A 25,146-nucleotide genomic window follows, 5' to 3' on the forward strand; every position below is an offset into this window, starting at 1 on the left:
TGAAAGTGACTGCAAGCATGGAAAATATCGCCCTCTGGATGTCGCAACCGCATTTCAGCTATCTCGAAATTGCCCGGACCTGCGGCTTCTCATCCTTCGTTCTGGAACTCGAGCACGGAACCTTCGACCTGTCGACACTGGACCAGTTTCTGGCTTTCACCAAGGCGCAGGGTCTCTCCACTTTGACCAAGGTGCTGGCACCGACGCCGGAAGCCATCCAGCAGGCGCTGGACTTCGGATCGGATGGCGTCATCGTTCCGCATATTCTCGGTGTGGACCATGCGCATCAGGTGACAAAAGCTGCAAAATATCCGCTCGTTGGCACGCGCTCTTATACCGGTGGCCGCATTTTTGGCTATGCCCGTCCGGCGACCGATGCTTTCGAAAAAGAGAACAAGCGCACCAAATGCTTCGCCATGATCGAGACTGCGGAAAGCCTTGCCGACGTCGAGAAGATTATCGCGCTTGATACGGTCGACGGCTTGTTTCCCGGCCCTTCGGATCTGGCGCTTGCGCGCGGTCGGGGAGCCTACGCTTTCAATGATGACGACAAGGCCGATCTGCGCCGTTGTGCGGCGGCTGCACGCGCTGTCGGTAAGCCATGGATCATGCCTGCCTGGACCGAAGCCGAACGACGCTTCGCGCAGGAAGAGGGCGCCGCGATGCTGGTCGTCGCCACACAGAACATGACGCTTCGCCAGGGCATGGTTTCAACCGTGAACATGCTGAAAAGCGAAGCCCTCGTTGCCTGATGATTACCTGAACTGAATACCCACTCATTCGCTGGAGGAAAAAATGAAGATTAGCCTGATCCAAACGAGCCCGCAGACCGACAAGGCAGAAAACCTGCGTATTACGCGGGGATTGATGGAAGATGCCGTGCGCACGGATTCTCCGGACCTGATCGTGCTGCCCGAATATTTCGAATACTACGGCGGTACTCCGGAAGAAAAGCTTGCAGCGGCAGAGAGCGTCCCCGGCGGTCCTGCCTACAAGATGGCGCAGGATTTTGCCCGCGAGCATAAGGTCTTCGTCCATGCCGGAACCCTGATGGAAAAGGTTCCAAACGAAAAGCGGATATACAATTCCACCTTCGTCTTCAATCGCGAAGGCAAGGAGATCGCGCATTATCGCAAGATCCATATGTTCGACATCGTCGGGCCGGACGGGACGGCCTATAAGGAATCCGCAACCGTCAAGCCGGGCGAGAATGTCGTCGTCTACGACCTCGACGGGTTCAAGATCGGCTGCGCGATCTGCTACGACATCCGCTTTGCCGAACTTTATCTGGAGCTGGAAAAGGCTGGTGCCGATGTCATCGTTCTTCCCGCCGCATTTACGCTGCAAACCGGCAAGGATCATTGGGAAGTGCTGGCGCGTGCCCGTGCCATCGAAACCCAGACCTATTTTGCCGCCTGTGGCCAGACCGGCAGCACGGTTTCGAATGGCGAGCGGCGTCATACCTATGGTCACTCGCTGGTCTGCGATCCGTGGGGCCATGTCGTGGCGCGCGCATCCGACGGCGTCGGCTTCGTGACGGCGCGCATCGAGCGTGCGCAGATCGAGCGTGTGCGTTCGCTTATCCCCATGGTCAGCCATCGCCGCATCGGCAAGCAGTTGCAAGCCTGCGCTTAGGAGGCGCCATATGTACACGATCAATCCCATGCCGGAGCAGATTCCTGCCGGTGATCTCCAGCTCCTATCGGGGGTCGAAACGGCCACCGTCGGGCACTGGCGTTTCTTCGGTTTCATGCACCGTTCCATCCAGCCGCTCCTCCCGAAGCGCCGTGTGGTTGGCACCGCCGTCACCATCGCCATACCGGGTCCGGATTCCACTTTGCTTCACCACGTCACCGGAATGCTCCGTCCCGGCGATATTCTGGTGGTGGACCGGATGGGCGACGACCGCTATGCGTGCTGGGGCGGCGGTGTGACCATCGCTGCGAAGGCCTCCGGTGCTGTTGCAGGCATCGTGGATGGTCCCTGCACCGACCTGACGGAAATCGAGGATTCCGATTTTCCGATGTGGGCAAGGGGCATCTCGCCCATCACCACCCGGCTCTATGATCTGGGTGGCGGCATCAACATTCCGGTCTCCTGCGGCGGTGTCGTCGTCAATCCCGGTGATGCCATTCTGGCCGATGAGAGCGGGGTTCTGGTCCTGCCGCGTGATGAGGTGAATGCGGTCGCCTCGCGTGCGCTCGACATACAGGACAAGGGCAAGGTGCGCGAGGCATCGGTGAAGACCGGCCTCAAGCTCGGTGACGTGTCTGGCGCCACCAAGAAAATTCTCGCCCATGCGGGAAGCTGATCCGATAGGGGCCGGTTTAAACCGGCCCCTATCATTTGTGGGGTGGAATACGACTATTTGCTTATTTTCACCCCGCAAGTGTCTTAGAAAGAAAGGACGAATCTGGTTGCCCGGAGCGCAATAAGGGACTTCAAGAAACGCAGGCGCGCGGGTAATTGAAATGGGAAGGGACATACCCGTCCATGAATATCCGTTTTCTGGAAACGGTGATCTGGTTGTCGGAACTGCGTAATTTCCGGGCGACGGCGGCTCGCCTCAACATGACGCCAGCGGCAATATCCAATCGTATCGGCGCGATGGAGCAGGAGCTCGGGTTCCGGCTCTTCGACCGCGATGCCCGCGACGTCAACCTGACGGCGGAAGGCGAAGCTTTTGTCGAGGGCGCGCGTGACGTGGTTCGCCGCTACCACGATCTGGTGGAAAGCCTGAGCCCGCAGAACGGGCTTGAAGGCACGCTGAAGATCGGCATCGTTCCAAGCCTCGCCATGACCATATTGCCGGGCATTCTCGATATTGTCCGGCAGCGCTACCCGCAAATCCGCATCTCGATCACGACCTCGTCATCAAAAGGGATCGTGCAGAAGCTGGAGCAGCGAGAGCTCGATATTGTCTTCGCCATCAAGCCCGAACCGACGTCTAATCTGCGTATCGTCGACATATGTACTTTCGGCATGTTCTGGATATCGCGCAGCAATCAGTTTCCGGGCGGGGCAGAAGACATGCTGTCCCGCGATGACCTGCTCGGCTGCAATCTCATTTCCTACGAGAGCGGTTCCTATAATTATCAGCAGATCATCAATTATTTCTCGGAAGAACGGCTGAAAGATGCGACCGTTCACTATTCCAACTCGCTCACCACGACGATCAACATGATTTCGGCTGGGGTAGGGATTTCGGTCATTCCACCGGTGGTGATTCAGAAAGAGCTTCGGACGGGCGAGCTACAGGTACTGAACACCAATGCCGTTTTCCCGGCGACGAGCTATAGCGCTATTTACCTGGAGAGCGCGGCAACGCGCCTGATCACGCTTGTGGCCAATATCGCCCGTGAAGCCGGACGCAATTTCAGCGGCAATTTCAGTGATAGTCTTGCTTATCAGGATTAAGGCGGTTTCCCTTATGCCGGATCCAGGTTCTGGACGGGCATATCCTCGCAATAAATGCTGATGATCTCTTCGGCGACCAGGCGCTGCAATTCCCACAGATTGCGGTCGCGAATGCCTTTTTCTTCCAGATGCTTGACGGTGAGATAGAGATATTCGGCGCAGGAACCCATATGTCCGCAGGCGCGCGCGAGCAGTCGGGCCACCGACGTCAGAGGCAATTTATCCGAAAGCCTGTCTCCGCGCGGCCCAGCCCAGAAAACGAGCGCACGCACAGGCCCATCTTCGGTGTCGACTGACACCCAGCGAATGGAATAGGCATCGTCAATCGAATTGATTTCGCGCCGGATCATTCTGCGCAATTGTCCGAGGCGGTCCTCGTCGGACAGCCGAAAAACAATTCCTTTGCAGCTACCGCCCGGTCGCAGCGCCAGCATGAGGCCGGGCTGTGCCATCGTTGCGCGCCAGCGCGTTAGCCGAAGGCAGAATGAACGGTGCCAGCCGTTCGCAGTTCCGGCGCGCGAGTCCACCGCATCGAAATCCGGTTTCCAGATCAAGGAACCATAGGCAAAAACCCAAAGCGGATCGCCTCCTGCTTCGTGAAAGAGTTGATCGGCCAGTTCCTCGACCTCATTATCGGTGATCGATGCACGGCTCGGATCGGGACCGCGATCAACTTCAAGCCGAAGGCTCAGCGAAACGAGCTCCTCGGTCAAAGCCATCCGGGATATATCGGCAGAAGGCACGGCGTATTCTGGCTGATCGTAATTCTTGGTCATTCTTTCACGGCAAAGCATGTTCATGGGCACGTCGCCTCAGATACTCGCATTTTTGCGCATATCATCAAGCTGTCGCAATGATGAAAATAACGATTCCCGGTCGCGCAGATGCTCTTCGTAGAGAGACACGAAAATGGAATTCGTCGTTACATGCGGCTCAGGCGCGGATTGCGCCCGTCGCAAGCTGTTGTTAGCCTTGCGCTTGGCATCTTCGACTTTGGCCTGCAATTCTTGAAGCCTGCCGGGATTGCCAAACGCACGAACTCCGCCTTCCGGTGCGCCCGAGGCGACTGTATTCGATGTCGAGTGGATCATGGTCTGCATCTCCAATGGCAAGATATAGAGCTGATCGTGGCGTCTGTTTATGATATAATGATGTTATAAAATGTACTAAATTACATTCTTGTGATGTTGTGTTTCGGGCATTGTTTTTAAGAATAATTCTATTTCTTGCTGATCAAATTTTTAGCACTATCAGGGCGTTGGAAACGAGGCATTCAATGCCAAAACATCCAGTGAATGCGGAAAATAAGCATGGCGGCGCTACATCCGAATAGATTCCGGGCGCGCAGATTTTGGGCCTTGAGAGCGGGATATCAATCAGCGTCGTGGTTCATGAACGGCAGCATATCGACCGTGTCGATAGCCGTTGGCTCGACAGGCTTGCCGTCTGGCTTGGCGAAAATCATCACCGCAAAGCAGTAGATCAAAAACACCGCCACACCGATAGCTAGCAGGCTGGCAAATATGAGTGGCCAATCAAACATGCCCAACACCTTGGCGCAGTTTGCGCGCCAACTCAACAGTCTGTTGCGATAGGAAAGCCTCAACGCTAGCCTGTCGGAAAAGAACGACGAATTTTTATTGGGGGGACGCAATGTCCGAAATTAAAACACTGGGGTCCAGGCAGGTTTATGAAAATCGTTGGATGAAGGTTCGCGAGGATCGCATCGTTTATCCGGACGGCAGTGAAAGCATTTATGGCGTCGTTGAGAAGAACGATGCGGCGATGATTTTCGCGATGGACGACGAGGACGGCGTCTATCTGGTGGAGCAGTTCCGCTATCCGGTCGGGAACCGCTTCTGGGAACTTCCGCAAGGAGCGTGGCAGGAGCAGGCGGATGTCGATCCATTGGTTCTGGCTCGCGGAGAGTTGCGAGAGGAAACCGGGCTGACTGCTGCGGACATGGTCTATCTTGGCGAGACTTACGAAGCCTATGGTTTTGCAGCCAACAAGTGCCACATCTTTCTCGCCACAGGGCTACAGATGGGGAAGCCCAGTCTTGATGCCGAAGAGCAGGGGCTGATCTGCCGCCGCTTTTCTATCGGGGAAGCAATAGAGATGATCCTTCGCGGCGATATCAAAGATGCCTGTACAATCGCTGCCTTCGGGCTTTTGAGCCTGAAAGGGATTATCTGAAACAACCACATGGATGCAGCCACACCCACTGAAATCAGAGGGGCAGTCTCCAAAGCAGATATAAGCCCACGACTGTCGGCACGATAACGCCGAACCAGAGCCATGTCTGGTCCGTCAGCAAAAATCGCGTCATTTCTTGTGGGTCTCGATCCAGGTAATGCCGAAGACGACAGCGCTGACGGCCAGGATCGCTGTTATCTCAATCCAAAAAATCAACTGCATGGCGATGTCCTCCAGCATGGTTAACAAACAACTAATGAAAAGGTTCATTCATAGGGGCGTTCGTTGACATAGTGACATCATGATGTCACTATGTCTGAATGAAAATCACACAAGATCATGCTCCTCTCTATGCCAGGGTAGAAACATCGCTGGCAGACGATATTGCAGCCGGTATTTTGCCGACTGGAAGTCAGCTTCCTCCGGAAGATCGTCTGATTGAACGCTTTGGTGTCAGCCGGACGACTGTTCGCAAGGCTGTCGAGAATCTGGTGGCGCGGGGCCTCGTCGAAATCCGCCGCGGCAAGGGCACGTTCGTCGCTCAACCCAAGGTCACTCAGGAATTGACGGAGTTGACCGGGTTCGTCGAAGACATGCAGGCGCTTGGTCGGGCCGCGACGGCGCAACTGCTCGACAAGGAGATTGTGCCTGCCGATGCAGATGTTGCACGGCAGCTTGCTCTGCCGTCCGGAGCTCTGGTCATGCGAATTCGGCGTGTCCGGCTTGCCGACGGCGTCGCCATGTCTTTGGATGAAACATACCTGCCGCGTGAAATCGGTGAGAAGATTGTCACACACGATCTGGACGTCGAGCCGATCTTCACACTGCTTGAAGACAGATATGATTTGCCCCTTGTCGAAGCGGAGTATCGGCTGGAGGCTGTCAGCGCTGCTCCGGACGTTGCAGCGGCCCTCGGGGTGAAGCCCGGCAGCGCTGTTTTTCTGATCGAGCGTACATCCTTCACTGAAGGACATCGGGCGATAGACTATGAAAAGCTCCATTATCGCGGAGACCTCATCAGCTTCGTCACTCGCCTGGCCCGGCGACCACGCGATCGCAAGTAGGTGGGGTGGAAATGCTGGCTTTATGGTTGTTTTCGGCCGCTTTTGGCGCAAGCGCACTTGGCGGTGTGCTGGGCATGGCAAGCGGCATCTTCATCGTACCGGCGCTCACGCTCTTTTTTGGCGTGGACATTCATGTCGCTATCGGTGCGAGCATCGTTTCGGTCATCGCATGTTCCTGCGGCAGCGCGGCTCCGCTGCTGAAGAGGCGACTGACCAACATCCGGCTTGCGATTGTTCTGGAGACGGCGACCACCTTCGGTGCGCTGACCGGCGTGTTTCTGATCGGGATCGTTTCGACTTCAGTTCTGTACGGTCTGTTCGCAGCCATTCTGGTGCTTTCCGCCAAGCAGATGCTGGTGCGACGGCGCGAGGAAATGAGTTCAACCGCGCCCGTTGCGACGAGCCTTGCCACAAGCCTTCGGCTGCATTCCAGCTTTCCCGATCCGGCATCGGGGCAGGAGGTGCATTATCGGGTCGGGCATGTTCCGCTGGGCATGGCGCTGATGTATGGGGCGGGACTGGTCTCGGCGCTTCTGGGCATTGGCTCGGGCGTTCTCAAAATACCGGCGATGGACACTGCCTTGAAACTACCCATCAAAGTCTCGTCCGCCACCTCCAATTTCATGATCGGGGTCACAGCTGCCGCGAGCGCCAGCGCTTATTTTGTTCGGGGCGACATCGATATCGGGATCACGGGCCCGATTGCGCTCGGCTCGGTGATCGGCGCGCTGGTCGGTGCCCGGCTGCTGATGAGCCTTCCGGCGGAAAAGCTGCGTGTCTTCTTCGTCGTGGTCCTTCTCATACTCGCGGTACAGATGCTTTTGAGCGCTTTCGGTATTGAAATCATTGGGGGTTCGAAATGAAACCTGTCGAAGATTCCGGGCGTCGGGACGGGGCCGTCGCGACACTGCTCTGGTACGGTTCATGGCTCGCCTCTGCCCTGATCGCAGTCGGTGTTGCGATAATGGAAGTTGAACCATTACAGGCGGTGTTTTCGCTTTCCTTAAGCGGCTATGACATCGTGAAAGCCGGTATTGCGATATTCATTCTCCTGCCGATCACCCGCGTTGTGCTGGTGATATATCTTTTCCTGCGTGAGCGTGACTACGTCTACGCCGTCATTGCGGCGCTCGTTCTAACGATCATCCTGACCGGCATTGTTCTGGACTTTGGCCCAGTTTAGAGCGCATCCCCAAAAGTGTGAGACGATATTCGGAAAAGATGCGCGTAAAAACAGGCACTTAAAGCGCCGATCTGATTCTTTCAGATAGGCACTCTAAACTCTGGCAATGGCGATACCCCGTCACGCTCTGCTCACAGGGTCCGCGATGCTGCCGCAATCGAGCTATCACGGATGTGCGCGGCATTTCGATATGCACGCGGAGTGAGCCCCGTCTCCAATAAGAAATAACGATTGAAATTGGACAGATTGTTGAAGCCGGCTTCAAAACAAATATCGGTTATTGCGAGATCTGTTTCTACCAACAAGGTTCGTGCTCGCCACACTCGAACGGAACGGCTGTAGGTCGAGAAGGTCATGCCTGTTAGTCGCTTGAAAGCGCGGGAGAAAGACGCCGTGTCCAACCCGACAGCTTCGGCAACATCCTGCATCTGGCGATCGGGATTTGATTGCAGAATCTGGATAGCCTGATCAATACGCCGATGCCGTTTATCGGAGGCTTCGCTGTAGAGCGATACGAAATGCTCGCTTGCCAGGGGCCGCTTTTGCTCAGCGCTGTCAATCGCATTTAATATTTCAAGGAAAAGGCCAAGGCCTGCTGCATCCGACTGCCGGTGCAGTGACAATATCATTTCCCCTATGTCGAGCGCCTCCTGACCTGCGATTTCGATCCCCCGGCGGGATAATTGTTTCAGGCGATGCAGCACTTCGAATTCGGGGCAGACAGACCGAACCTGAATAAGTGCGTCGGCATTGAACTGAAGCACGAGATCACGGCCCGGAATAGATGTCGCGCCTGGCGTGATCCAGTTGTGGGGCAGATTGGTTCCGGTAAGAACGAGATGGCCAGGCTGGAATGGTCCCACGTAATCGCCAACATAAGCCAACCCTTGTGCGTGAGGAATATAATGGATTTCCCACTCCGGATGATAGTTCCAGATACATATCGGATTGGGATAGTCGTCGCGGCGAATGAGATAGGATTTTCCACCCGGTAGGGTGATGCGCTCTCGTGTGGCGGCATAGGCGTTCGGGAGAGCGGAAGAAAATTCCGATGATAAAACCATGATACTGCACCATGTAAGGCATCATAATGTCAAAATAGTATCAATTATTGACGGAAAACAAACTAGTCCCTTCTCGCTGTTTTTACAAAATTCAAACGACAGGATGCGGGGAAGAGGAGCATCCGGTGGGAACATAATTGGGAGGATGACATGCTACGTATAATCTTGCGTACCGGTTGCGCTATCATCGCGCTCACTGCCGCTTCCAGCGCTTTGGCGGCTGCGGTCTGCAGCAAGGATGTAAGAGTCCTGGCGCAGCCGCGTGACGGTCTTACTTTGCTGGAAGACTATGTGGACGAGTTTGAAGAACTCTCCGGTGCCGGTTTCGAAATCAGCTATCTGAACGAGAATGACCGCCGTGCCAAGTCGCAGGCGGACGCATCGACCGTGGGCAGCTACAATGTCTACTATGTTGATGAGGCTAATCTCGCCTTGTTTGCTTCGTCGGGCTGGATCGTTCCGCTCGAGGGTTTTTACCCCAAGGAATATGATTACGACGATTTCGATGCAGGCATGCGCGCGGCTGCCACATATGACGGCAAGCAGTGGTTCGCACCTGTTCAGGGCGGTGGTGACCTGATGGTCTATCGTACCGATCTGCTCGAAAAGGCAGGCATCCAGCCGCCCAAGACCTGGGACGAATACAAGACCGCTGTCGCCAAGTTGCATGACCCGGAGAACGGCGTCTATGGAACTGCACTGCGTGGACAGCGCGGCTCGGGTGCCAATGTCTGGCGGTGGATGCCGTTGTTCAAGGCAAACGGCGGCGAATGGTTCAAGGATGGCAAGCCCGCTTTCAACTCGGACGCAGCAGTAAAGGCGACCCAGGAATATCTCGATCTTTTCAAGTATTCTGCTCCGGGCACACAGACAGGCTCCTGGGATGAATCCACCGGTGCGTTCCGGGCAGGCAAGGTAGCAATCATTATTGAATCGGCTCCCCTGGGCGGCATGTCGGTAGATAAGGCACAGAGCCAAGTCGCAGACAAGGTTGCCTTTGCGGTTCCGCCCACGCCGCTTCCGGGGGCTGGTTACGCACATGGCTTTGCAATTGCGTCAAAAGCCAATGCGACGGACGAGGATAAGGCTTGCGCCGGGCTTTTTGTAGCCTGGGCCACCTCAAAGGAGCAGGAGGCCCGTCGTTTGGCTGCAGGTCAGCCGGGCGAATTGACCCGCACCAGCACCTATCAAAGCCCGAAATATGCCGAGACCTTCGGACAGAACCTTGCAGATGCGATGGCCGCTACCGGCGAGCGCACAACAGTTACTTTCTGGCAGGACGCGCGCTGGCAGGAACTGGGAAATCAGTGGGGTATCATGCTGGAAGAACTTATCACCGGCAGCCGTAAGGATATCAAGTCGACGCTCGACGAGCTTCAGTCATTCGCTGAGAAACTCTAGAGCATTGCCGGCAAAAGTGCGAAGCGGTTTTGCGTAGGATAATGTGGCGAAACAAATAGTTAGAGCGGCTCCGTTTTAACTGGAACCGCTCTAGGTGCCGTGCGTTCGGGGCGGTTTCATTGCCCATATTGGTCGAAACCGCCCCGCCTCCCAAGATGGATTCTGCCCTGGAAGCCAGGCGTGCCTCACGGTGCAGGCCGTTTTAGTCATCGCCTTCAGACAAGGAATGTTCATGCAACGTGGACGCTCGCTCCCATACCTTTTCTTGGGACCAACCCTTCTCATTCTCGTCGTTCTGGCGCTGGTTCCGACCGTTTTTGCGATTACGATTTCGCTACAGAACCGCACTTTGTCACAACCAGTGGCCGAATATGTCTGGTTTGCGAACTATGTCGATCTGTTCAGCGATCCGCGTTTTCTCAACGCGTTGTGGGTTTCACTGAAATGGGAAGTCCTGACGGTCGCACTTACCATGTTAACCGGCGTCGGGCTTGGTATTGCGATGTTCGAAGCCGCCAGCCCGCGCATGCGAAATCTTCTTTGCGTCTTGTTCATCATTCCTGTGTTGTTGCCGCGCGTCTGCGCAGCCTTCGTATGGAAGTTTGCTTTCCATCCGCTTTATGGTGCCCTGACCTGGCCTATCCGTGAACTGACTGGCGCCACACCCGATATACTTTCGACGCCGGTTGGCGCGCTTCTGGCCGTTGCTTTCGTGGATGTCTGGCAATGGGGTCTGTTTTTTGCGGTTATTATCTTGAAATTGCTTGAGGCTTTGCCTGCCCAACCTTTGGAAGCGGCTCGCATCGATCGCGCCAAAAGGTGGGAGATACATCGCTTCATCACCCTGCCGATGCTCAAGACCCCGCTGATAAGCCTTTTGCTCGTCAAAGCAATCGAAAGCCTGCGTTCTTTCGATCTGGTTTACGTTATGACGCGAGGTGGCCCCGGCATCTCGACCGAAACCCTTGATATGTATGCCTATTCGCAAGGTTTCATCGAGTCCGGAAAAATCTCCTACGCCTCGTCAATGGCCGTCATCATGATGCTGCTGACTATCGTCATTTTCACTATTGCCTGGAAGAGGCTGAACCGATGAAGATTTCAACCGTCCTTCTGCGCGCGGTTCTTGTCTTTGCAGCAGCGCTCGTCGTGCTACCGTTGCTATGGACTTTGCTCAACGCATTCAAAACCAATGCCGATCTGCTGGTAAGCACGCCGAAAATCGCCTTCCAGCCCGTATGGGATAATATGAGCTATGTGCTCAATCGTCGCTCGGTTGCGCGTGCGCTCACGAACTCGCTTATCATCTGCTCGTCCGCCGTCGTCATTGGCGCATTGATCGGCGTACCTGCTGCCTATGTGATTGCACGATACAAGAACAGGCTTACAGCCGAAGCACAGTTCTTCGTTCTGTCGTTGCGTTTTCTGCCTCCCGTAGCAATAGCCATCCCGATGCTGGTGATTTGGCTTTCGCTTGATCTTTACGACAGTCGCCTTTCTCTCATCATAACTTATCTGATCATTACTGCATCGATTACGATCTGGCTGTCGGTTCCCGCGTTCGAGCGCGTGAGCCTCCATGTGGAGGAAGCCGCTCGGGTCGACGGGCTGGGGCGATATGCAACATTTTTCAGGATTGCCCTGCCGATAGCCCGATTTCAGATATTCGGCGCCATCGCCTTCTCCTTCGTTCTGGTTTGGAACGAATTCCTTCTGGCGATGATGCTGACGACGTCTCGCGCCAAAACCTTGCCTATCATCGCTTCTGAAATGTCTCAGCTCGGCATGAATGTGCCATGGGGCATCCTCAATGCCGCTGTCGTACTTCTCTCCCTCCCACCTTTAATTCTGCTTGGGCTTCTTGCGGGCGGATTAAATGCCGTTTTCACCAAAAAACAAAATCAGGAATGATCCGATGAAAGCACTTGTTCTGGAACGCATCGGCGAATTGAATCTGCGCGAAATTGAACTCCCCGCCGATATGGGACCGGATGATGTCCGCATCAAACTACATACTGTGGGTGTGTGTGGAAGCGACGTGCATTATTACACGCATGGGCGTATCGGAGACTTTGTGGTCGACCAGCCAATGGTGCTTGGTCACGAAGCAGCAGGTACGGTAGTTGAGGTCGGTCGGAATGTGGCACACCTCAAACCAGGAGACCGGGTCTGCATGGAACCGGGCATTCCAGACCCGCTCTCGCGCGCTTCGAAACTTGGCCTCTACAATGTCGATCCTGCTGTGCGTTTCTGGGCTACCCCGCCCGTCCATGGGATACTGTGCCCCGAAACGATCCATCCTGCAAATTTCACATATAAACTGCCGGACAACGTATCTTTTGCAGAAGGTGCGATGGTGGAACCCTTTGCGGTTGGTATGCAGGCGGCAACGCGCGCGCGCATCAATCCGGGCGATACGGCCGTCGTGACCGGCTGTGGCACAATCGGCATCATGGTTGCGCTTGCGGCCCTGGCAGGAGGCTGTTCCCGTGTTCTGATCTCGGATTTTTCGGAAGCCAAGCTGCAACTCGCAGAAACCTATGACGGCATTACCGGCATCAATCTGGGTGAGGCCGACATCGTGGACGCGGTCAATGATGCTACGGGAAACTGGGGCGCCGATATCGTGTTTGAGTGTTCCGGAGCAGCAGCAGCCGTTCGGGACTTGTTTAAGATAGTACGACCCGGTGGCGCGGTTGTGTTGGTTGGCTTGCCACCCGAACCCGTACTGTTCGACATTTCGGCGGCGACGGCACGGGAATGCCGGATCGAAACGGTCTTCCGCTATGCCAATGTGTTCGATCGCGCACTTGCACTGATCGCGGCAGGCAAAGTTGACCTTAAACCGCTGATCTCGGGAATATTTCCATTCGAACAATCCATTGCCGCTTTCGATCGCGCAGCGGAAGGGCGTGCAACTGACATCAAGTTGCAGATCATTCTGGATGGAGAGGAAAACTGATGTCTACCGTAGAATGTCGGTCCATACTGAAGCGATATGGCGCGCAGGAAGTCATCCGGGATTTCAACCTTGAAATCAGTGATCATGAGTTTGTAGTTTTCCTTGGGCCCTCCGGCTGTGGAAAATCAACGATCTTGAGAATGATTGCCGGGCTTGAGGAAATCACAGGCGGCGACCTTCTGATCGGCGGCCAACGGATGAACGATCGCGATCCAGGTGACCGCGGTATCGCCATGGTGTTCCAGAACTACGCGCTCTATCCGCATATGACTGTTCAGGAGAACATCATTTTTGGGTTGGAGCGCGCGGGTATACCGAAGCAGACCATAGCCGACAGGCTGAAGCCGGTTGTGGCCGCTCTGGGGCTTGAAGTGTATCTAGGACGCAAGCCGTCCGAGCTGTCGGGCGGCCAGCAACAACGCGTCGCAATCGCGCGCGCGATGATAAAGACGCCAGAAGTATTTCTCTTCGACGAGCCGTTATCCAACCTTGACGCCAAATTGCGCGGAAGCCTTCGGGTCGAGATCGCCAATCTTCATCGCGAACTGAAGACGACCAGCATTTATGTTACTCACGACCAGCTTGAAGCCATGACATTGGCGGACCGGATCGTGTTGATGAAAGATGGGCGCATAGAGCAGATGGGAACGCCCGAGGAAATCTATCAGGCGCCAGCGACGCTTTTTGCCGCCGGATTTATCGGTACGCCCAACATGAATTTCTTCGAGCTGAACGCTGATGAGGAGAAAATTGCCGATGAAACCATAAGTTTGCCGCGTCCTTCCGGGTTGAAACCAGGTCCGGTAACGGTCGGCATACGTCCGGGAGCATTCCGACTGAACGAAGCAGGAGGTCAAATTCGCGGCCAGATCGAACGCAACGAATTTCACGGCGAGAACCGCTTGGTTACAATTCGGGCCGGAAAACATGTCTTCAGTATCGCTGTGCCGACTTCGATGCGCCTGCAGGAAGGGCACAATATCGGGCTCGATGTGGTTCCCAATAGCTTACATCTGTTCGATGCGCATACCGGCTTGCGTAACTCAATATCCGGCGGGTAGTGGGTGGATCAGCACGAACATGTGAGCATTCCGTTCGCTCCAATCGCGTCACCCGAAACCAGTCACGATGGTGAAGAGCGAATATGACGCGGCCGGCAACGGAAAATGTCGTTATGAATTGAACTCCAACCCTCAGTTCTGTTAATCCTCCCAATTCATAAGCTGGCTATCCGGTTAGGGAAATGGGGGCATCATGCAACTGTCGTTGTGGACATATCCGTGGGACATACAGGATCTGGGGCTGGATACGGTTTGCTCCGAACTGCGCGAGATTGCAGGCGGTAATACGATCAGTCTTGCGACGTCCTATCATGCCGGGCGGTTTTTCCAGCCGCGCAGCCCTCTGCAAAAGGCTTATTTCCCCGAAGACGGCACCGTCTACTACACTCCGGATGAGACCTTGTGGAGAGGAAAAGAGATACGTCCGCTTGTTGCAAAGAATTGCATTGAGCGCGGCGACATGCTCCAGCGATTGATCGAGCGTCGAAGAGAAGACGGGTTGCGGGTATCGTGCTGGACAGTTGGTCTGCACAATAGCCGCCTTGGAGAACTTCATCCCGGCCATGTTACCCGCAACGCTTTCGGCAATGCGAATTATTACAATCTCTGCCCGTCGAGCCCCGTTGCGCGCGAATATGTCGTGACCCTGGTTACGGATATCACTTCGCGTTATCAACCGGACATGGTCGAGCTCGAAAGCGTAAACTTCATGGGCTTTGCGCATGAGCATCATCACGAAAAGGATGGTGTCGGCCTCACCGACGAAGATGATTTCTTCATGTCCCTGTGTTTCTGCGACCATTGCAAAGCTCGGGCAAAGGCAGCCGGTGTCGATGTGGATGATGCCCAGGCCGTTGTGAAACAGTTCATCGCCGAGGCCTGCGAGCGGGAAGTTCCGCAAAAGCAGTTTGCCGATTTCCCGCAAGCGGGAATCTCTGCTTTTGCCAACTGGCCATCGCTTCATGCCTTTCTGCAATGGCGGACCGAGCCGGTAACCAGCCTGATTGGCGAAATTCGCGCGGCGGCAAACCCGGCAACCAAAATCGTATTGATCGACTTGAAGGATGGTTGGCTGGGAGGTGTCGATCTAGAGGAGGCTGTCTCCGCCTGCGATGGCATTATTCTCTGCTGCTATGACATGGGTGCGGAACTGATCGGAAAAACAATTCGTGATGCACGCTCCAGATTACCCGACGACAAATATGTGGGACTCGGTCTCAGCCTGTTTTATTCGCTCGTGAAGTCGAAAGAAGAACTCGCTGCCCGGGTCGATGCAGGAAAGCAGGCTGGTGTCGATGGCATGAATTTCTACAATTACGGCCTCATTCCTCAAAAGCGGCTGGAATGGATTGGGGCAGCTTTGACGCGCTGAACCACATTCCGCCGACAGTCTTGAAATGTTCTAGGCGTGTCGTCCCGAAAGTGGGGACTGCTCTAATCACGTTGAAAAGCCGAAACTTTTCCTTTCAAGCTGAGAGCAGCCTCTCGCAGGGCCTGCAGATACATGTCGTGGTTGCGAATGCCGTCATCGCGCGGGGCGACGAGGCAGACTGTCGCGCAGAACTTTCCGTCGTCGCTTTCAACAGGCACTGCGAAGCAATGTGTGAAGCTGTCGACAATGCTGTCGAACGTAAAGGCGCCGGCCTTGCGTGCGGCATGAACCTCGCCGAGGAAAACATCCGGCGCAAGCCATTGGCCATCGGGAAGCTGGAAGTCCTCCGGCGGAATGAAGGACAGAATCTCGGCATCATCGAGATGTGACAATAACAGCCGTCCTGAAGCCGTCCACGGAATGGGAACGCGCTGCCCGACATCGGACGAAATCCGGAATGGCCGGGCTCCCTCCCGCATGCGCACGACGGTATACTTATTCTCGTCAAGCATGCAGAACTGGGCGGTTTCCCGTGTTTGTTCCGCCACTTTTGAAAGCGCACGGTCGCATTCGCGTATGAAGTTGAAATGGTCTTCGTAGGCGGCGCCGAGAAAATAAAGCTTGCGCCCAAGATACACACGGCCCTCATCGTCAGAATATTCAAGAACGCCATTGCTGAGCAGCAGGTTAACCAGCTCATAGACTGTCGAGCGCGGAGCCTTGATGCGTGCTGCAATCTCATTGGGATTGGCCGGTGCACGGCTGACACGCAGGTAATCGAGAATCTCGAAGGCACGTTCCAGTCCGCGTGAACGTTTCGCCGTGGGTTCTATCAGAATTTTATCCATAGTTTCTACGATGGTCTCCAGCCTCTTCTTCTTTGTGGGCGGCAGAGGCCCGACTGTCAATTAGGCGTTTTGAAACCGGCAAACAGTTTCCCGCTTGCCAAGCGCAAAATAATTTCTATGATTGCAATGTCTGATAATTCAGACATATGTACACTATAGCAGACATTGTTAGCGCTGTGAATGTGTCAAATTTGGATGGAGGGGACAATGATGCATTTTATGACCAAAGCCGGATCAGGCTTCCGTATGCTGCTGGCCGGTGTGAGCGGCGCAGCGCTACTGTGCATGGCTGGCGTGGGCTCGGCCGAAGCGGCTGCAAATTGCGTTAAGGGAGATCGCAAGGCGCCGTATACGGTGGGCTGGGCGAATATCTACGCCGTGCCAACCTGGATGAAACAGACCGAAGCTACGATCGTCGATGAAGTGGCGCGGCTGAAGAAGGAAGGACTGGTCAAGGACCTGATGATTACCGATGCGCAGGGCAATGCGCAGACGCAAATCCAGCAGATCCAATCGATGATCGACGCCAATATCGATGCTATCGTCATCGATGCTGGCTCGTCCTCCGCGCTTGATCGTGTCATCGCTGATGCCTGCGAGAAGGGGATTGCCGTCATCAATTTCGACAGCCTGGTCGATACGGAAAATCTGACAGCAAAAATCAACACCGACTCGGCTGAATGGGGCGAGCGGGCTGCCCAGTGGATGGTTGACCAGCTCGGTGGCAAGGGCAAGATTATCATCATGAACGGTCCCGCGGGGGTTTCGGTCAGCGATGGTCGCCGCAAGGGTGCTCAACCGGTTCTCGACGCCAATAAGGACATCGAGATCATCACCGAGACGAATACGGAATATAACGTGGCTCCTGCTCAGGAAGCGATGACCAGTTTGCTGTTTGCCAATCCGGAAATCGACGGTGTCTTGTCTCTGGGTGGCGCAATCTCCGCTGGCGCGGTTCTCGCTTTCGATCGTCAGGGGCGTGATCCGGTACCGATAACGGGTGAAAATGCCCGTCAGTTTCTGGAACTCTGGAAGGAAAAAGGCCTGAAAGGCTGGGCGACCATGCAGCCCAACTGGCTTGGTGCATTCTCCGTCTACGCAGCCGTACAGGCCCTTGAAGGCAAGGATGTTCCGAAGTCGATCAAGGTTCCGCTTCCTGTCATCGATGACAGCAATGTCGACACCTATCTGGCACGCGCCGACAAATTCCCTGCTGACGGTTATGTCTATTCGGACTACGACCGGGCCTTGTTCGACAAGTTGCTGGGGCAGTAAGCGGCGTCATGCAGGTTTCGTCTAGGCCTGTCGTGGACGCGCCGGCTCCGGTGCTCGAAGCGCGCAACGTGTTCAAGGGGTTCTTCGGTAACCCTGTGCTCAAGGGCGTTAGTATCGCCTTGCGGCCGGGTCGCGTGCACGCTCTGCTTGGAGAAAACGGTGCGGGCAAGTCCACACTTATCAATCTGTTGTCCGGCGCCTTGTCGCCGGACAATGGAAACATTGTTCTGGAGGGTGCTGCACTTTCCAGATTGAACCCGGCGCAAGCACGCAAGGCTGGCATTGCTGTCATCCAGCAGGAACTTAGTCTGACGCCGGAATTGTCGATTGCCGAGAATATCGGGCTCGGTGCCTATCCACGCCGGTTCGGACTGATCGACTACAAGACCCTTCATCAGGAAGCACTGGCAGTCTGCGAACGTGTCGGCTTGACCGAGCCACTCGAAACGCCTGTGGGCCTGCTGTCGCTCGGACGCAGGCAGATGGTCGAGATCGCCAAGGCGCTCTTCCGCAAGCCGCGAGTGCTCATCCTTGATGAGCCGACATCATCGCTGTCCGCACATGAGGCGGGCGTGTTGTCGTCGCTGGTCCTCAAATTGCGGGATGAGGGCGTTGCGCTGCTCTATATCTCTCACAGGCTCAACGAAATCCGTTCGCTCTGTTCTCACGTCACGGTGCTGAAAGACGGTGTCGTGACGGCGGACCAGTCTTTGTCGAATGCCGATCCTGAAGAGCTGGTTCGGCTGATGGTCGGGCGCGATGCCGGTGATCTTTTCCCGGCATGGCGAACCAGCACCACGGACAAAAGACTGCTTCATATTCGCGGCATGAATGCGGGCATGGTGCAGGACGTCGATATGGATGCGAATGCAGGTGAAATCATCGGTATCGGCGGTCTGGTAGGGCAAGGGCAGGAAGATTTTCTGCTGGGTCTCTATGGCGCGTTGCCGACTACAGTCAGTGAAGCGGTACTTTGCGGAAATAGTGGCTTGTTCAAATCGGTCGGTGCCGCAAACTCTGCAGGCCTGGCCTATGTTCCGGCGGATCGGAAGAGGGAAGGGCTTGTTCTGCCGCATTCCATTGCATCAAATCTGCTTTTGCCATCGCTTGATCGATATACACGCCGCGGTTTGCGTGATGCCGCAAACGAGCAGGGCGTCGTTGCCAAGCTCGCTGAACGCCTGACGATCAAGGGAGACACCGGACGCCCGGTCCAGGCGCTGTCTGGTGGCAATCAGCAAAAGGTTGCGCTCGCCAAATGGCTTCCGCTGGAGCCGACCATTCTGTTGCTGAACGATCCGACCCGCGGCGTCGATATCGAAACGAAGCGGGAAATCTACCTGATGCTGCGCCGGTTTGCCGACGAAGGCAAGCTCGTCGTCCTGTTGAGTTCCGACACACCGGAGCTTGTGCATCTGTGCGACCGCGTCATGGTTTTCCGCGAAGGCCGCATGGTCGCGACACTGGAACACGGGGACCTGTCGGAAGAGGCAATTGTAGGGGCTGCCATGGGCCTTAAATCGTCGAGAAAGGCAGCCTGATGCAACAGGGTACGGCAGGAAACCTCTATATCTCCGTTCAACGCAGCCGAAACAGGGGGCTGACCGGGCTTTATGTCGTCGTCGGTATTTTTGTTCTGCTCTATGCCTGGCTTTTCCCAGGAATTCTGAGCGTAGGCGGCTTTTCCAAGTTTACGCAAAACTGGTTTCCGCTGGCGCTGGTGACCATGGCACAGGCGTTGCTGATGCTGAACGGCGGCATAACGCTTGCTATTGGGCCGCTGGTGAGCTTGGGGGCAGTCATTGCTGCCACGACAATGGGTAGCGCCTTCGGTGTTTTCGGCGGTGTTGTTGCCGTTATCCTCAGCGGCTTTGTCATCGGTGCGCTGACCGGTTCCATCGTTGCGTTCATGCGCCTCCCGGCCATTATCGTAACGCTGGCGGGTTCCTTCATCATCACCGGAATAGCCTTGCTTATTCTACCGAGACCGGGCGGTTTCATTCCAGACTGGCTCTCCGATTTTCTGGCAGGCCACTCGCCTTCCGCCTTCATAATTCTGGTACTCGTCGTACTGGGTTGGAAACTGTTTCTGGCCACCCCGATGGGGCTTGGCATCTATGCCGCCGGTGAAAACCCGACCGGAGCCTATCGGTCCGGCATCCCGGTTGAAAAGGTCAAGGTCATCTCCTTTGCCTTGTCGGGCGTCCTGGCAACCTGTGCGGGGCTGTTCGTAGCCGCGCAAACGGGATCGGGCGATCCGGTTATAGGCACGCCCTTCACCCTCAATTCCATTGCGGCAGCAGTACTGGGCGGTGTCGGCTTCCTTGGTGGAAAAGGCACGATGCGCGGTGCCATTTGCGGCAGCCTTCTTCTTTCCGTGATGATTAACGTTATGTTTTTCTTAGGTTTTCCTCCTGTGGCGCAATATATCGCTCAAGGACTGATTATCGTTGGTGCGGTGGCTTTGCCGGAGTTTGCGGGCAAATGGAGGAAGTCATGAGTTCAATCTTGCTGTCCGGGCGTCGCATGTTGCAAAGCCCGCCTTTCCTGACGTTGCTTCTGGTTGCGTTGGTCTGGCTTGTGGCCAGTCTGACGCTGCGTGGCTTCGGGGCTTACGGTCATCTGCGCTATCTTCTGGAACTGGCGGCAATTATCGGCATCGTAGCTGCCGGTCAAACGCTGGTCATCATTGTAGGGGGTATCGATCTTTCGGTCGGCGCAGTCATGACCGTGACGGCTATCCTGCTTCCGGTAATCTCGCCTGACTGGGACCCGACGGGCTTGCTTGGCGTCGTCATGGTTCTGGCTATCGCGGCGATCATCGGAGCGGTGAATGGAATTGGCGCGGCGTGGCTGCGCGTGCCGCCCATCATCATGACACTGGCCATGGCAACCTTCCTTCAGGGCCTGCTGGTTATCGTGGCAGGCGGCAGCGCGGTATCCGTGAATAATGCGACTGCAATTTTCCTGGGTTCGGCTCGCCCCTTCGGTATCCCGGCCAGTATCATTCTGTGGGTGGTGGTGACTGCTGTTGTGTTGGTTCTGCTTCATAAGACACCAACGGGTGCGCGCTTTCTGGCGCTGGGTGCCAACCCTGTCGCGACCCGGTTGTCCGGGGTCAATGTCAACCGCAATACGGTCGCACTCTACGCGCTGTCGGCACTCTTTGCCGGGCTTGCTGGCATCGTGCTTCTCGGTATGAACCGTCAAGGTTATGTCGGCATTGGTGAGCCATATGTTCTTTTGTCGATTGCGGCGGTGGTGCTTGGCGGTACCTCGATTCTCGGCGGGCGCGGCACCTACGCCGGAACAATTCCTGGGGCCATTCTTCTCGTGACGACAACTGCGCTCATCACGATGGTCAACGCATCGCCGGGCCTGCGCTCTATCCTGTTCGGTTCGCTCATTCTCGGATTGCTGATGATTTCCGGGCGGGAGGCGCGTCGATGACGCGTCTTTATACCGGGCCGGTCATCGACCCGCATCATCATCTGTGGAATCTGGAAATGCAGCGCCATCCATGGCTCCTGCATACACCCGGACAGGAGGCAGCTTCCGGCAATGGTATGGGAATCCTGCGCAATTACATGCCGGATGACTATCTGGCAGACGTTCAGGGGCAGAACATCGTCGCTTCCATCCATGTTGAAGCGGGCTGGGATCACCGCTTTCTAACCGAAGAAACCGTTTGGCTGGATAGTCTGGCCAAATCCCACAATATCGCCCGGCATTATATTGCCCGCGTTCCGCTCGACCACCCTGACGCAGCGCGCCTGCTGGCAGAAGCGAACCGGAACAGCCGTGTCGTCGGCATTCGCGATATCGTCAGCTGGCATCCGGACCCGGCGAAGAGCTTTGTCGCTCGCAAAGGACTTATGAGCAATTCGCAATGGCGTGCGGGGCTGACCGCTCTTGCCCGTCATGACCTTGTGTTTGATCTGATGCTCTTTCCCTGGCAGATGGCGGAAGCCGAGCGCCTTCTGCATGATTTTCCGGACACCATGTTCGTGCTCAATCATTGCGGCAGTCCGGCGGACAGAACCCCTGAAGGGATGTCGCTCTGGCGTGACGGTCTGCGCAGACTCGGAAAAGCGGAAAACCTGCGCATCAAGATTTCCAATCCGGTCGCTTATGACCCGCATTGGAGCATAGATAGTCTGAAAGATGTCATTGAGCATTGCATAGCATGTTTCGGTGTCGAACGCTCCATGTTCGCCAGCGATTTTCCCGTCGCCGGTTTGTATGCGTCATTCCCCGAGCTTTATGGAGCTTTCCGTAACATCGTTGCCGAATGCAGCCCTTCGGAACAAAGCGCGCTTTTCTTTCAAACAGCAAACCAAACCTACCGATTGGCGTTGGACCGAACAGGTTTGAACCAGGAATGAACCATGTCTGATCTTCGTTTTCACGATACCGATAGCGACACCGATATTGATGACCGCGTGCGTGGTTTTCCGACCGGCCATGCGCCGGTGTTTCTCAGGGATATCGGAAACTATGGCTGGAAACCCTTCGATGGCGAAATGGCCTTGCCATTGATGTCGCTCGATGAGGCGGCTTTTGAGGCCAATGCAACGGCGATGCTGGCCTATGCGAAATCGCAAGCCGTGGAGATCGCTCCGCATGCCAAAACGCCGATGTCGCCGGTTCTTGCAAAGCGGCTTATTGATAAGGGCGCATGGGGCGTAACAGTTGCCGACATGCGGCAGGCCGCCGTGTTGCTGAGGGCCGGATTCAGAAAGCTCATTCTTGGGAATGAAATTGGCGGCTCCCATGCAGCCCGCCGACTGGCCCGACTGCTGGCGCAGTATCCCGATGCCGAGATGTATGTGTTTGTGGATTCGGTTGCATTGGCGAACAGTCTTCTTGCTGAATGGCACGAGCGGGCGGACTTGCCGAAACTGGGATTGCTCGTTGAACTGGGCGTCGCGCGGGCAGGAGCCCGTAGTCCCGCAACCGCACAGTCTGTTGTGGAAACGATCCTGTCCGGTGAACGCGCCAATATTACGCTCGCCGGTGTGGCTGCCTATGAAGGCGCTGCGGGTGTTCCGGATCCCGTTGAAACGCTTGCACGTATCGATGCGCTCCTGTCCGAGGCAACGGCGGTTTACCGGTTCATCCGCGACCGTATCGGCTTGCTGCGGCCTTTGCTTCTGACAGCTGGCGGTTCGCTGTTCTTCGACCGCGTGGTGGCGGCGTGGGCTCCCTTGCTGGAGGTCGATGGCAACCTTACGATCATGCTGCGCAGCGGTGCGGTTTTCTTTCATGATCACGGTGTCTACGAGCGCGGCATCGAGCAGCTCGATGCGCGTCAGGGATTTGGTGAGGAACAAGCTTCCAACGCATTTCGACCGGCTTTGCGGCTTTGGGCGGAGGTGCTTTCGCGACCGGAACCGGGGACGGTGATCTGCGGTTTCGGTATGCGCGATGTAGCTATCGATCAGGACTTGCCGAAGGCGCTCTCACTCTTTCGCAACGGTCAAAAACACGGTGCATTTGCCGATGCGACGGTGCTCAAACTGAACGACCAGCACGCATTCATCCAATGTGCGGCGGACGCCGATGTCACCATTGGTGACGTTATCGAATTCGGTATTTCGCATCCGTGCACCTGCCTTGACCGGCATTCGCTGATCTACGGTCTCGATGAAACAGCGACCGTGATCAACGCTTATCCCACCTGTTTCGGCTGATGCCCAAACACTCCCCAAACCAAGACAAGGAATGCAAAGTATGATCATGCGCTATCAGAAGGGTTCACGAATGAGCCAGGCAGTCAGCTATGGCGGGCTCGTTCACATTGCCGGACAGGTCGCGAACGACCGGAAAGCCGGTATTGAAGAACAGACCCGTGATGTGCTTGGCAAGATCGATGCGTTGTTGAAGGAAGCGGGCACGGACCGTTCAAAGCTTCTCGCAGTTAATGTCTTTCTGCCTGCAATCGTCGATTTTGATGCGATGAACTCGGTCTATGACGCCTGGATCGATCCCGAAAATCCGCCGGCGCGCGCTTGCGTGGAAGCACGGCTTGCCGACCCGGATTTGCGGGTGGAAATGACTGCCGTTGCGGCTCTTTGAGGCTTGACGGACGACGTTCGGGAGTGTCGGTCCGTTACGGTTGATTGACGCTCCCGTCCTGTGTTTAGCCAACTCGTCAGGTGCTGCCGCGCAGAATGATCGACAGGTCCATACAACGCACCTTGCGATCCAGCGCTTCGCCTCGGAGGCTTGCCAGTAGCATATTGCCTGCATGTCGTCCCAATGCTTCGCTGTCGAAGCCGATGGTGGTTATGCCCGGTGTGACCGCTGCCGCCAGATCATTGTCGCCAAAACCGATCAGTGCAAACTCGTCGGGAATGCGCAGACCCGCATCGCGCGCCGCAAGGAAAATGCCCGACGCAATCAGATCGTTGGCGCAGAAAACCGCCTCGATATCCTTCTTATGGGGCCGCAGTTCCGCGAATGCGCGGCGTCCGTCCTCGATCCCGTGGACTTCCGTGCAAATGATTTTTCGTTCGATCGTCAATCCCAACCGGTTGCATTCCGCAGCAAAGCCCTCATAGCGCAACGCGCCGCGCCCGCCACCACGGCCGATAAACGCCACACGCCGATAGCCGCGTTCCGCGAGATGGCGGGCAGCCATGGCGCCGCCATCCGTATTGGAAATTCCGACCAGAAGATCGATAGGATCACGCGGATAGGCCCAGCTTTCCATGATAGGGATACTGAGCTTGCGCAGACGCTCCCGGTTTTCCTCCAGCTCGATAACACCGCTGAAAAAGACCGCCGCAGGCTTGAGCTGTTGCAGATCGCTGATGATCGCGGATTCCCGCTTATAGGAGTAGGCGGTCTCACCAATCAGGAACTGGAAGCCCGACTGCTCCAGAACCTGCGCGCATCCGCGTGTTGCGATTGCAAATTGCTGGCTGAAGATATTGGAAACAAAACCAAGAACAATGTTCGTTCGTCCCGAACGTAATGCGCTTGCGATAGAGTCCGGTCGGTAACCCATAACCTCGATAGCGTTTTGTATCCGCTCGCGCTTCTCAAGGCTCACTTTTGCGGGCGTGCGGATCGCTCTGGAAACGGTAATGGGCGCAACATTTGCCCGTCGTGCCACATCCTCGATGGATACAGGCGCCCGTTCATCACCACCATTGTCGGAGCCGCCGGTGACGCGCAAGACGTTGTCGAATGTCGGTTCCATGTTGCTGCCTGCCCGCGATTTCATCTATCGCTCTCCGATCATGTTGGCGCCCTGCTACACCACTATTCCGACAATGTATTAAAAGAATAGCCGGGT

27 protein-coding genes are annotated in these 25,146 nt (G+C 55.9%); 21 read left to right on the forward strand and 6 right to left on the reverse strand.

Annotation, left to right across the window (positions count from 1 at the left end):
• Nucleotides 1-17 precede the first annotated feature (17 nt).
• The 4 genes from HWX93_RS18530 (at nucleotide 18) to HWX93_RS18545 (ending at nucleotide 3,417) form a co-directional block, all read left to right on the forward strand.
• Nucleotides 18-752 carry an aldolase/citrate lyase family protein gene (locus HWX93_RS18530; RefSeq protein WP_176038245.1) on the forward strand — a complete coding sequence of 245 codons (735 nt, stop codon included), beginning with the start codon at nucleotides 18-20 and terminating at the stop codon, nucleotides 750-752.
• 43 nt (nucleotides 753-795) lie between these two features.
• On the forward strand, nucleotides 796-1,635 hold the full coding sequence (locus HWX93_RS18535) for a carbon-nitrogen hydrolase family protein (protein WP_176038247.1): 840 nt from the start codon (nucleotides 796-798) through the stop codon (nucleotides 1,633-1,635).
• 10 nt (nucleotides 1,636-1,645) lie between these two features.
• Nucleotides 1,646-2,311, forward strand: coding sequence for an RraA family protein (locus HWX93_RS18540; RefSeq protein WP_176038248.1), 666 nt, complete (start codon nucleotides 1,646-1,648; stop codon nucleotides 2,309-2,311).
• 182 nt (nucleotides 2,312-2,493) lie between these two features.
• Entirely contained in the window at nucleotides 2,494-3,417 is a 924-nt protein-coding gene (locus HWX93_RS18545) for a LysR family transcriptional regulator (RefSeq protein ID WP_176038250.1), read from the forward strand.
• Nucleotides 3,418-3,428: 11 nt separating this feature from the next.
• Here the strand turns inward: HWX93_RS18545 and HWX93_RS18550 are convergent, their stop codons facing one another.
• The 3 genes from HWX93_RS18550 to HWX93_RS18560 all read right to left on the reverse strand — a co-directional run bounded on the left by HWX93_RS18550 (nucleotide 3,429) and on the right by HWX93_RS18560 (nucleotide 4,960).
• Nucleotides 3,429-4,193: a gamma-glutamylcyclotransferase gene (locus HWX93_RS18550; RefSeq protein WP_235969143.1), complete on the reverse strand. Its 765-nt coding sequence runs from the start codon at nucleotides 4,191-4,193 to the stop codon at nucleotides 3,429-3,431.
• Between the two features lie 36 nt (nucleotides 4,194-4,229).
• Nucleotides 4,230-4,508, reverse strand: a complete 279-nt coding sequence (locus tag HWX93_RS18555) for a hypothetical protein (RefSeq protein ID WP_176038253.1) — start codon at nucleotides 4,506-4,508, stop codon at nucleotides 4,230-4,232.
• Nucleotides 4,509-4,789: 281 nt separating this feature from the next.
• Nucleotides 4,790-4,960: a hypothetical protein gene (locus HWX93_RS18560; RefSeq protein WP_176038254.1), complete on the reverse strand. Its 171-nt coding sequence runs from the start codon at nucleotides 4,958-4,960 to the stop codon at nucleotides 4,790-4,792.
• Nucleotides 4,961-5,070: 110 nt separating this feature from the next.
• Here HWX93_RS18560 and HWX93_RS18565 point away from each other — a divergent pair, with 110 nt between their 5' ends.
• The 4 genes from HWX93_RS18565 (at nucleotide 5,071) to HWX93_RS18580 (ending at nucleotide 7,860) form a co-directional block, all read left to right on the forward strand.
• On the forward strand, nucleotides 5,071-5,613 hold the full coding sequence (locus HWX93_RS18565; RefSeq protein ID WP_176038255.1) for an NUDIX domain-containing protein: 543 nt from the start codon (nucleotides 5,071-5,073) through the stop codon (nucleotides 5,611-5,613).
• 320 nt (nucleotides 5,614-5,933) lie between these two features.
• On the forward strand, nucleotides 5,934-6,677 hold the full coding sequence (locus HWX93_RS18570) for a GntR family transcriptional regulator (protein WP_176038257.1): 744 nt from the start codon (nucleotides 5,934-5,936) through the stop codon (nucleotides 6,675-6,677).
• Nucleotides 6,678-6,688: 11 nt separating this feature from the next.
• A complete protein-coding gene (locus tag HWX93_RS18575; protein WP_176038259.1) occupies nucleotides 6,689-7,540 on the forward strand; it encodes a sulfite exporter TauE/SafE family protein in 852 nt (283 codons plus the stop codon).
• Nucleotides 7,537-7,860: a DUF1634 domain-containing protein gene (locus tag HWX93_RS18580; RefSeq protein ID WP_176038260.1), complete on the forward strand. Its 324-nt coding sequence runs from the start codon at nucleotides 7,537-7,539 to the stop codon at nucleotides 7,858-7,860. The genes HWX93_RS18575 and HWX93_RS18580 overlap by 4 nt, the downstream gene beginning before the upstream one ends.
• A gap of 131 nt (nucleotides 7,861-7,991) precedes the next feature.
• Here the strand turns inward: HWX93_RS18580 and HWX93_RS18585 are convergent, their stop codons facing one another.
• Nucleotides 7,992-8,924, reverse strand: coding sequence for an AraC family transcriptional regulator (locus HWX93_RS18585; protein WP_176038261.1), 933 nt, complete (start codon nucleotides 8,922-8,924; stop codon nucleotides 7,992-7,994).
• Between the two features lie 150 nt (nucleotides 8,925-9,074).
• Between HWX93_RS18585 and HWX93_RS18590 the strand changes: the two genes are divergently transcribed.
• From HWX93_RS18590 to HWX93_RS18615, 6 genes are all read left to right on the forward strand, one after another.
• On the forward strand, nucleotides 9,075-10,325 hold the full coding sequence (locus HWX93_RS18590; RefSeq protein WP_176038263.1) for an ABC transporter substrate-binding protein: 1,251 nt from the start codon (nucleotides 9,075-9,077) through the stop codon (nucleotides 10,323-10,325).
• Between the two features lie 232 nt (nucleotides 10,326-10,557).
• A complete protein-coding gene (locus tag HWX93_RS18595; RefSeq protein ID WP_176038265.1) occupies nucleotides 10,558-11,421 on the forward strand; it encodes a carbohydrate ABC transporter permease in 864 nt (287 codons plus the stop codon).
• Nucleotides 11,418-12,236 carry a carbohydrate ABC transporter permease gene (locus HWX93_RS18600; protein WP_176038266.1) on the forward strand — a complete coding sequence of 273 codons (819 nt, stop codon included), beginning with the start codon at nucleotides 11,418-11,420 and terminating at the stop codon, nucleotides 12,234-12,236. The genes HWX93_RS18595 and HWX93_RS18600 overlap by 4 nt, the downstream gene beginning before the upstream one ends.
• 4 nt (nucleotides 12,237-12,240) lie before the next feature.
• Nucleotides 12,241-13,287 carry an NAD(P)-dependent alcohol dehydrogenase gene (locus HWX93_RS18605; RefSeq protein WP_176038268.1) on the forward strand — a complete coding sequence of 349 codons (1,047 nt, stop codon included), beginning with the start codon at nucleotides 12,241-12,243 and terminating at the stop codon, nucleotides 13,285-13,287.
• On the forward strand, nucleotides 13,287-14,348 hold the full coding sequence (locus HWX93_RS18610; RefSeq protein WP_176038270.1) for an ABC transporter ATP-binding protein: 1,062 nt from the start codon (nucleotides 13,287-13,289) through the stop codon (nucleotides 14,346-14,348). Before HWX93_RS18605 ends, HWX93_RS18610 begins: the two co-directional genes overlap by 1 nt.
• A gap of 193 nt (nucleotides 14,349-14,541) precedes the next feature.
• Entirely contained in the window at nucleotides 14,542-15,720 is a 1,179-nt protein-coding gene (locus HWX93_RS18615) for a hypothetical protein (RefSeq protein WP_176038272.1), read from the forward strand.
• A 62-nt stretch (nucleotides 15,721-15,782) separates the two neighbouring features.
• On the opposite strand, the gene HWX93_RS18620 is transcribed toward HWX93_RS18615, so the two are convergent.
• The gene (locus HWX93_RS18620; protein WP_176038273.1) at nucleotides 15,783-16,568 is read right to left on the reverse strand and encodes an IclR family transcriptional regulator; all 786 of its coding nucleotides are present in this window, start codon (nucleotides 16,566-16,568) and stop codon (nucleotides 15,783-15,785) included.
• A 207-nt stretch (nucleotides 16,569-16,775) separates the two neighbouring features.
• Between HWX93_RS18620 and HWX93_RS18625 the strand changes: the two genes are divergently transcribed.
• From HWX93_RS18625 to HWX93_RS18655, 7 genes are read left to right on the forward strand one after another with little or no spacing between them, the layout of a single operon-like run.
• On the forward strand, nucleotides 16,776-17,843 hold the full coding sequence (locus tag HWX93_RS18625; protein ID WP_176038274.1) for an ABC transporter substrate-binding protein: 1,068 nt from the start codon (nucleotides 16,776-16,778) through the stop codon (nucleotides 17,841-17,843).
• Nucleotides 17,844-17,851: 8 nt separating this feature from the next.
• Nucleotides 17,852-19,384 carry a sugar ABC transporter ATP-binding protein gene (locus HWX93_RS18630; protein ID WP_176038275.1) on the forward strand — a complete coding sequence of 511 codons (1,533 nt, stop codon included), beginning with the start codon at nucleotides 17,852-17,854 and terminating at the stop codon, nucleotides 19,382-19,384.
• Nucleotides 19,384-20,343, forward strand: a complete 960-nt coding sequence (locus HWX93_RS18635; protein WP_176038276.1) for an ABC transporter permease — start codon at nucleotides 19,384-19,386, stop codon at nucleotides 20,341-20,343. Before HWX93_RS18630 ends, HWX93_RS18635 begins: the two co-directional genes overlap by 1 nt.
• Entirely contained in the window at nucleotides 20,340-21,293 is a 954-nt protein-coding gene (locus HWX93_RS18640; RefSeq protein ID WP_176038277.1) for an ABC transporter permease, read from the forward strand. Before HWX93_RS18635 ends, HWX93_RS18640 begins: the two co-directional genes overlap by 4 nt.
• Nucleotides 21,290-22,228, forward strand: coding sequence for an amidohydrolase family protein (locus HWX93_RS18645; protein WP_176038278.1), 939 nt, complete (start codon nucleotides 21,290-21,292; stop codon nucleotides 22,226-22,228). Before HWX93_RS18640 ends, HWX93_RS18645 begins: the two co-directional genes overlap by 4 nt.
• Before the next feature lie 3 nt (nucleotides 22,229-22,231).
• Nucleotides 22,232-23,536, forward strand: a complete 1,305-nt coding sequence (locus HWX93_RS18650) for an alanine racemase (protein ID WP_176038279.1) — start codon at nucleotides 22,232-22,234, stop codon at nucleotides 23,534-23,536.
• Nucleotides 23,537-23,576: 40 nt separating this feature from the next.
• Nucleotides 23,577-23,921 (forward strand): RidA family protein, encoded by a 345-nt coding sequence (locus HWX93_RS18655; protein WP_176038303.1) that lies wholly within the window; start codon nucleotides 23,577-23,579, stop codon nucleotides 23,919-23,921.
• A 76-nt stretch (nucleotides 23,922-23,997) separates the two neighbouring features.
• Here the strand turns inward: HWX93_RS18655 and HWX93_RS18660 are convergent, their stop codons facing one another.
• On the reverse strand, nucleotides 23,998-25,074 hold the full coding sequence (locus HWX93_RS18660; RefSeq protein ID WP_176038280.1) for a LacI family DNA-binding transcriptional regulator: 1,077 nt from the start codon (nucleotides 25,072-25,074) through the stop codon (nucleotides 23,998-24,000).
• Nucleotides 25,075-25,146 lie beyond the last annotated feature (72 nt).

Origin of the sequence: Brucella tritici, from assembly GCF_902825325.1 — a bacterium.
In the GTDB taxonomy this organism is placed as follows: Bacteria; Pseudomonadota; Alphaproteobacteria; order Rhizobiales; family Rhizobiaceae; genus Brucella.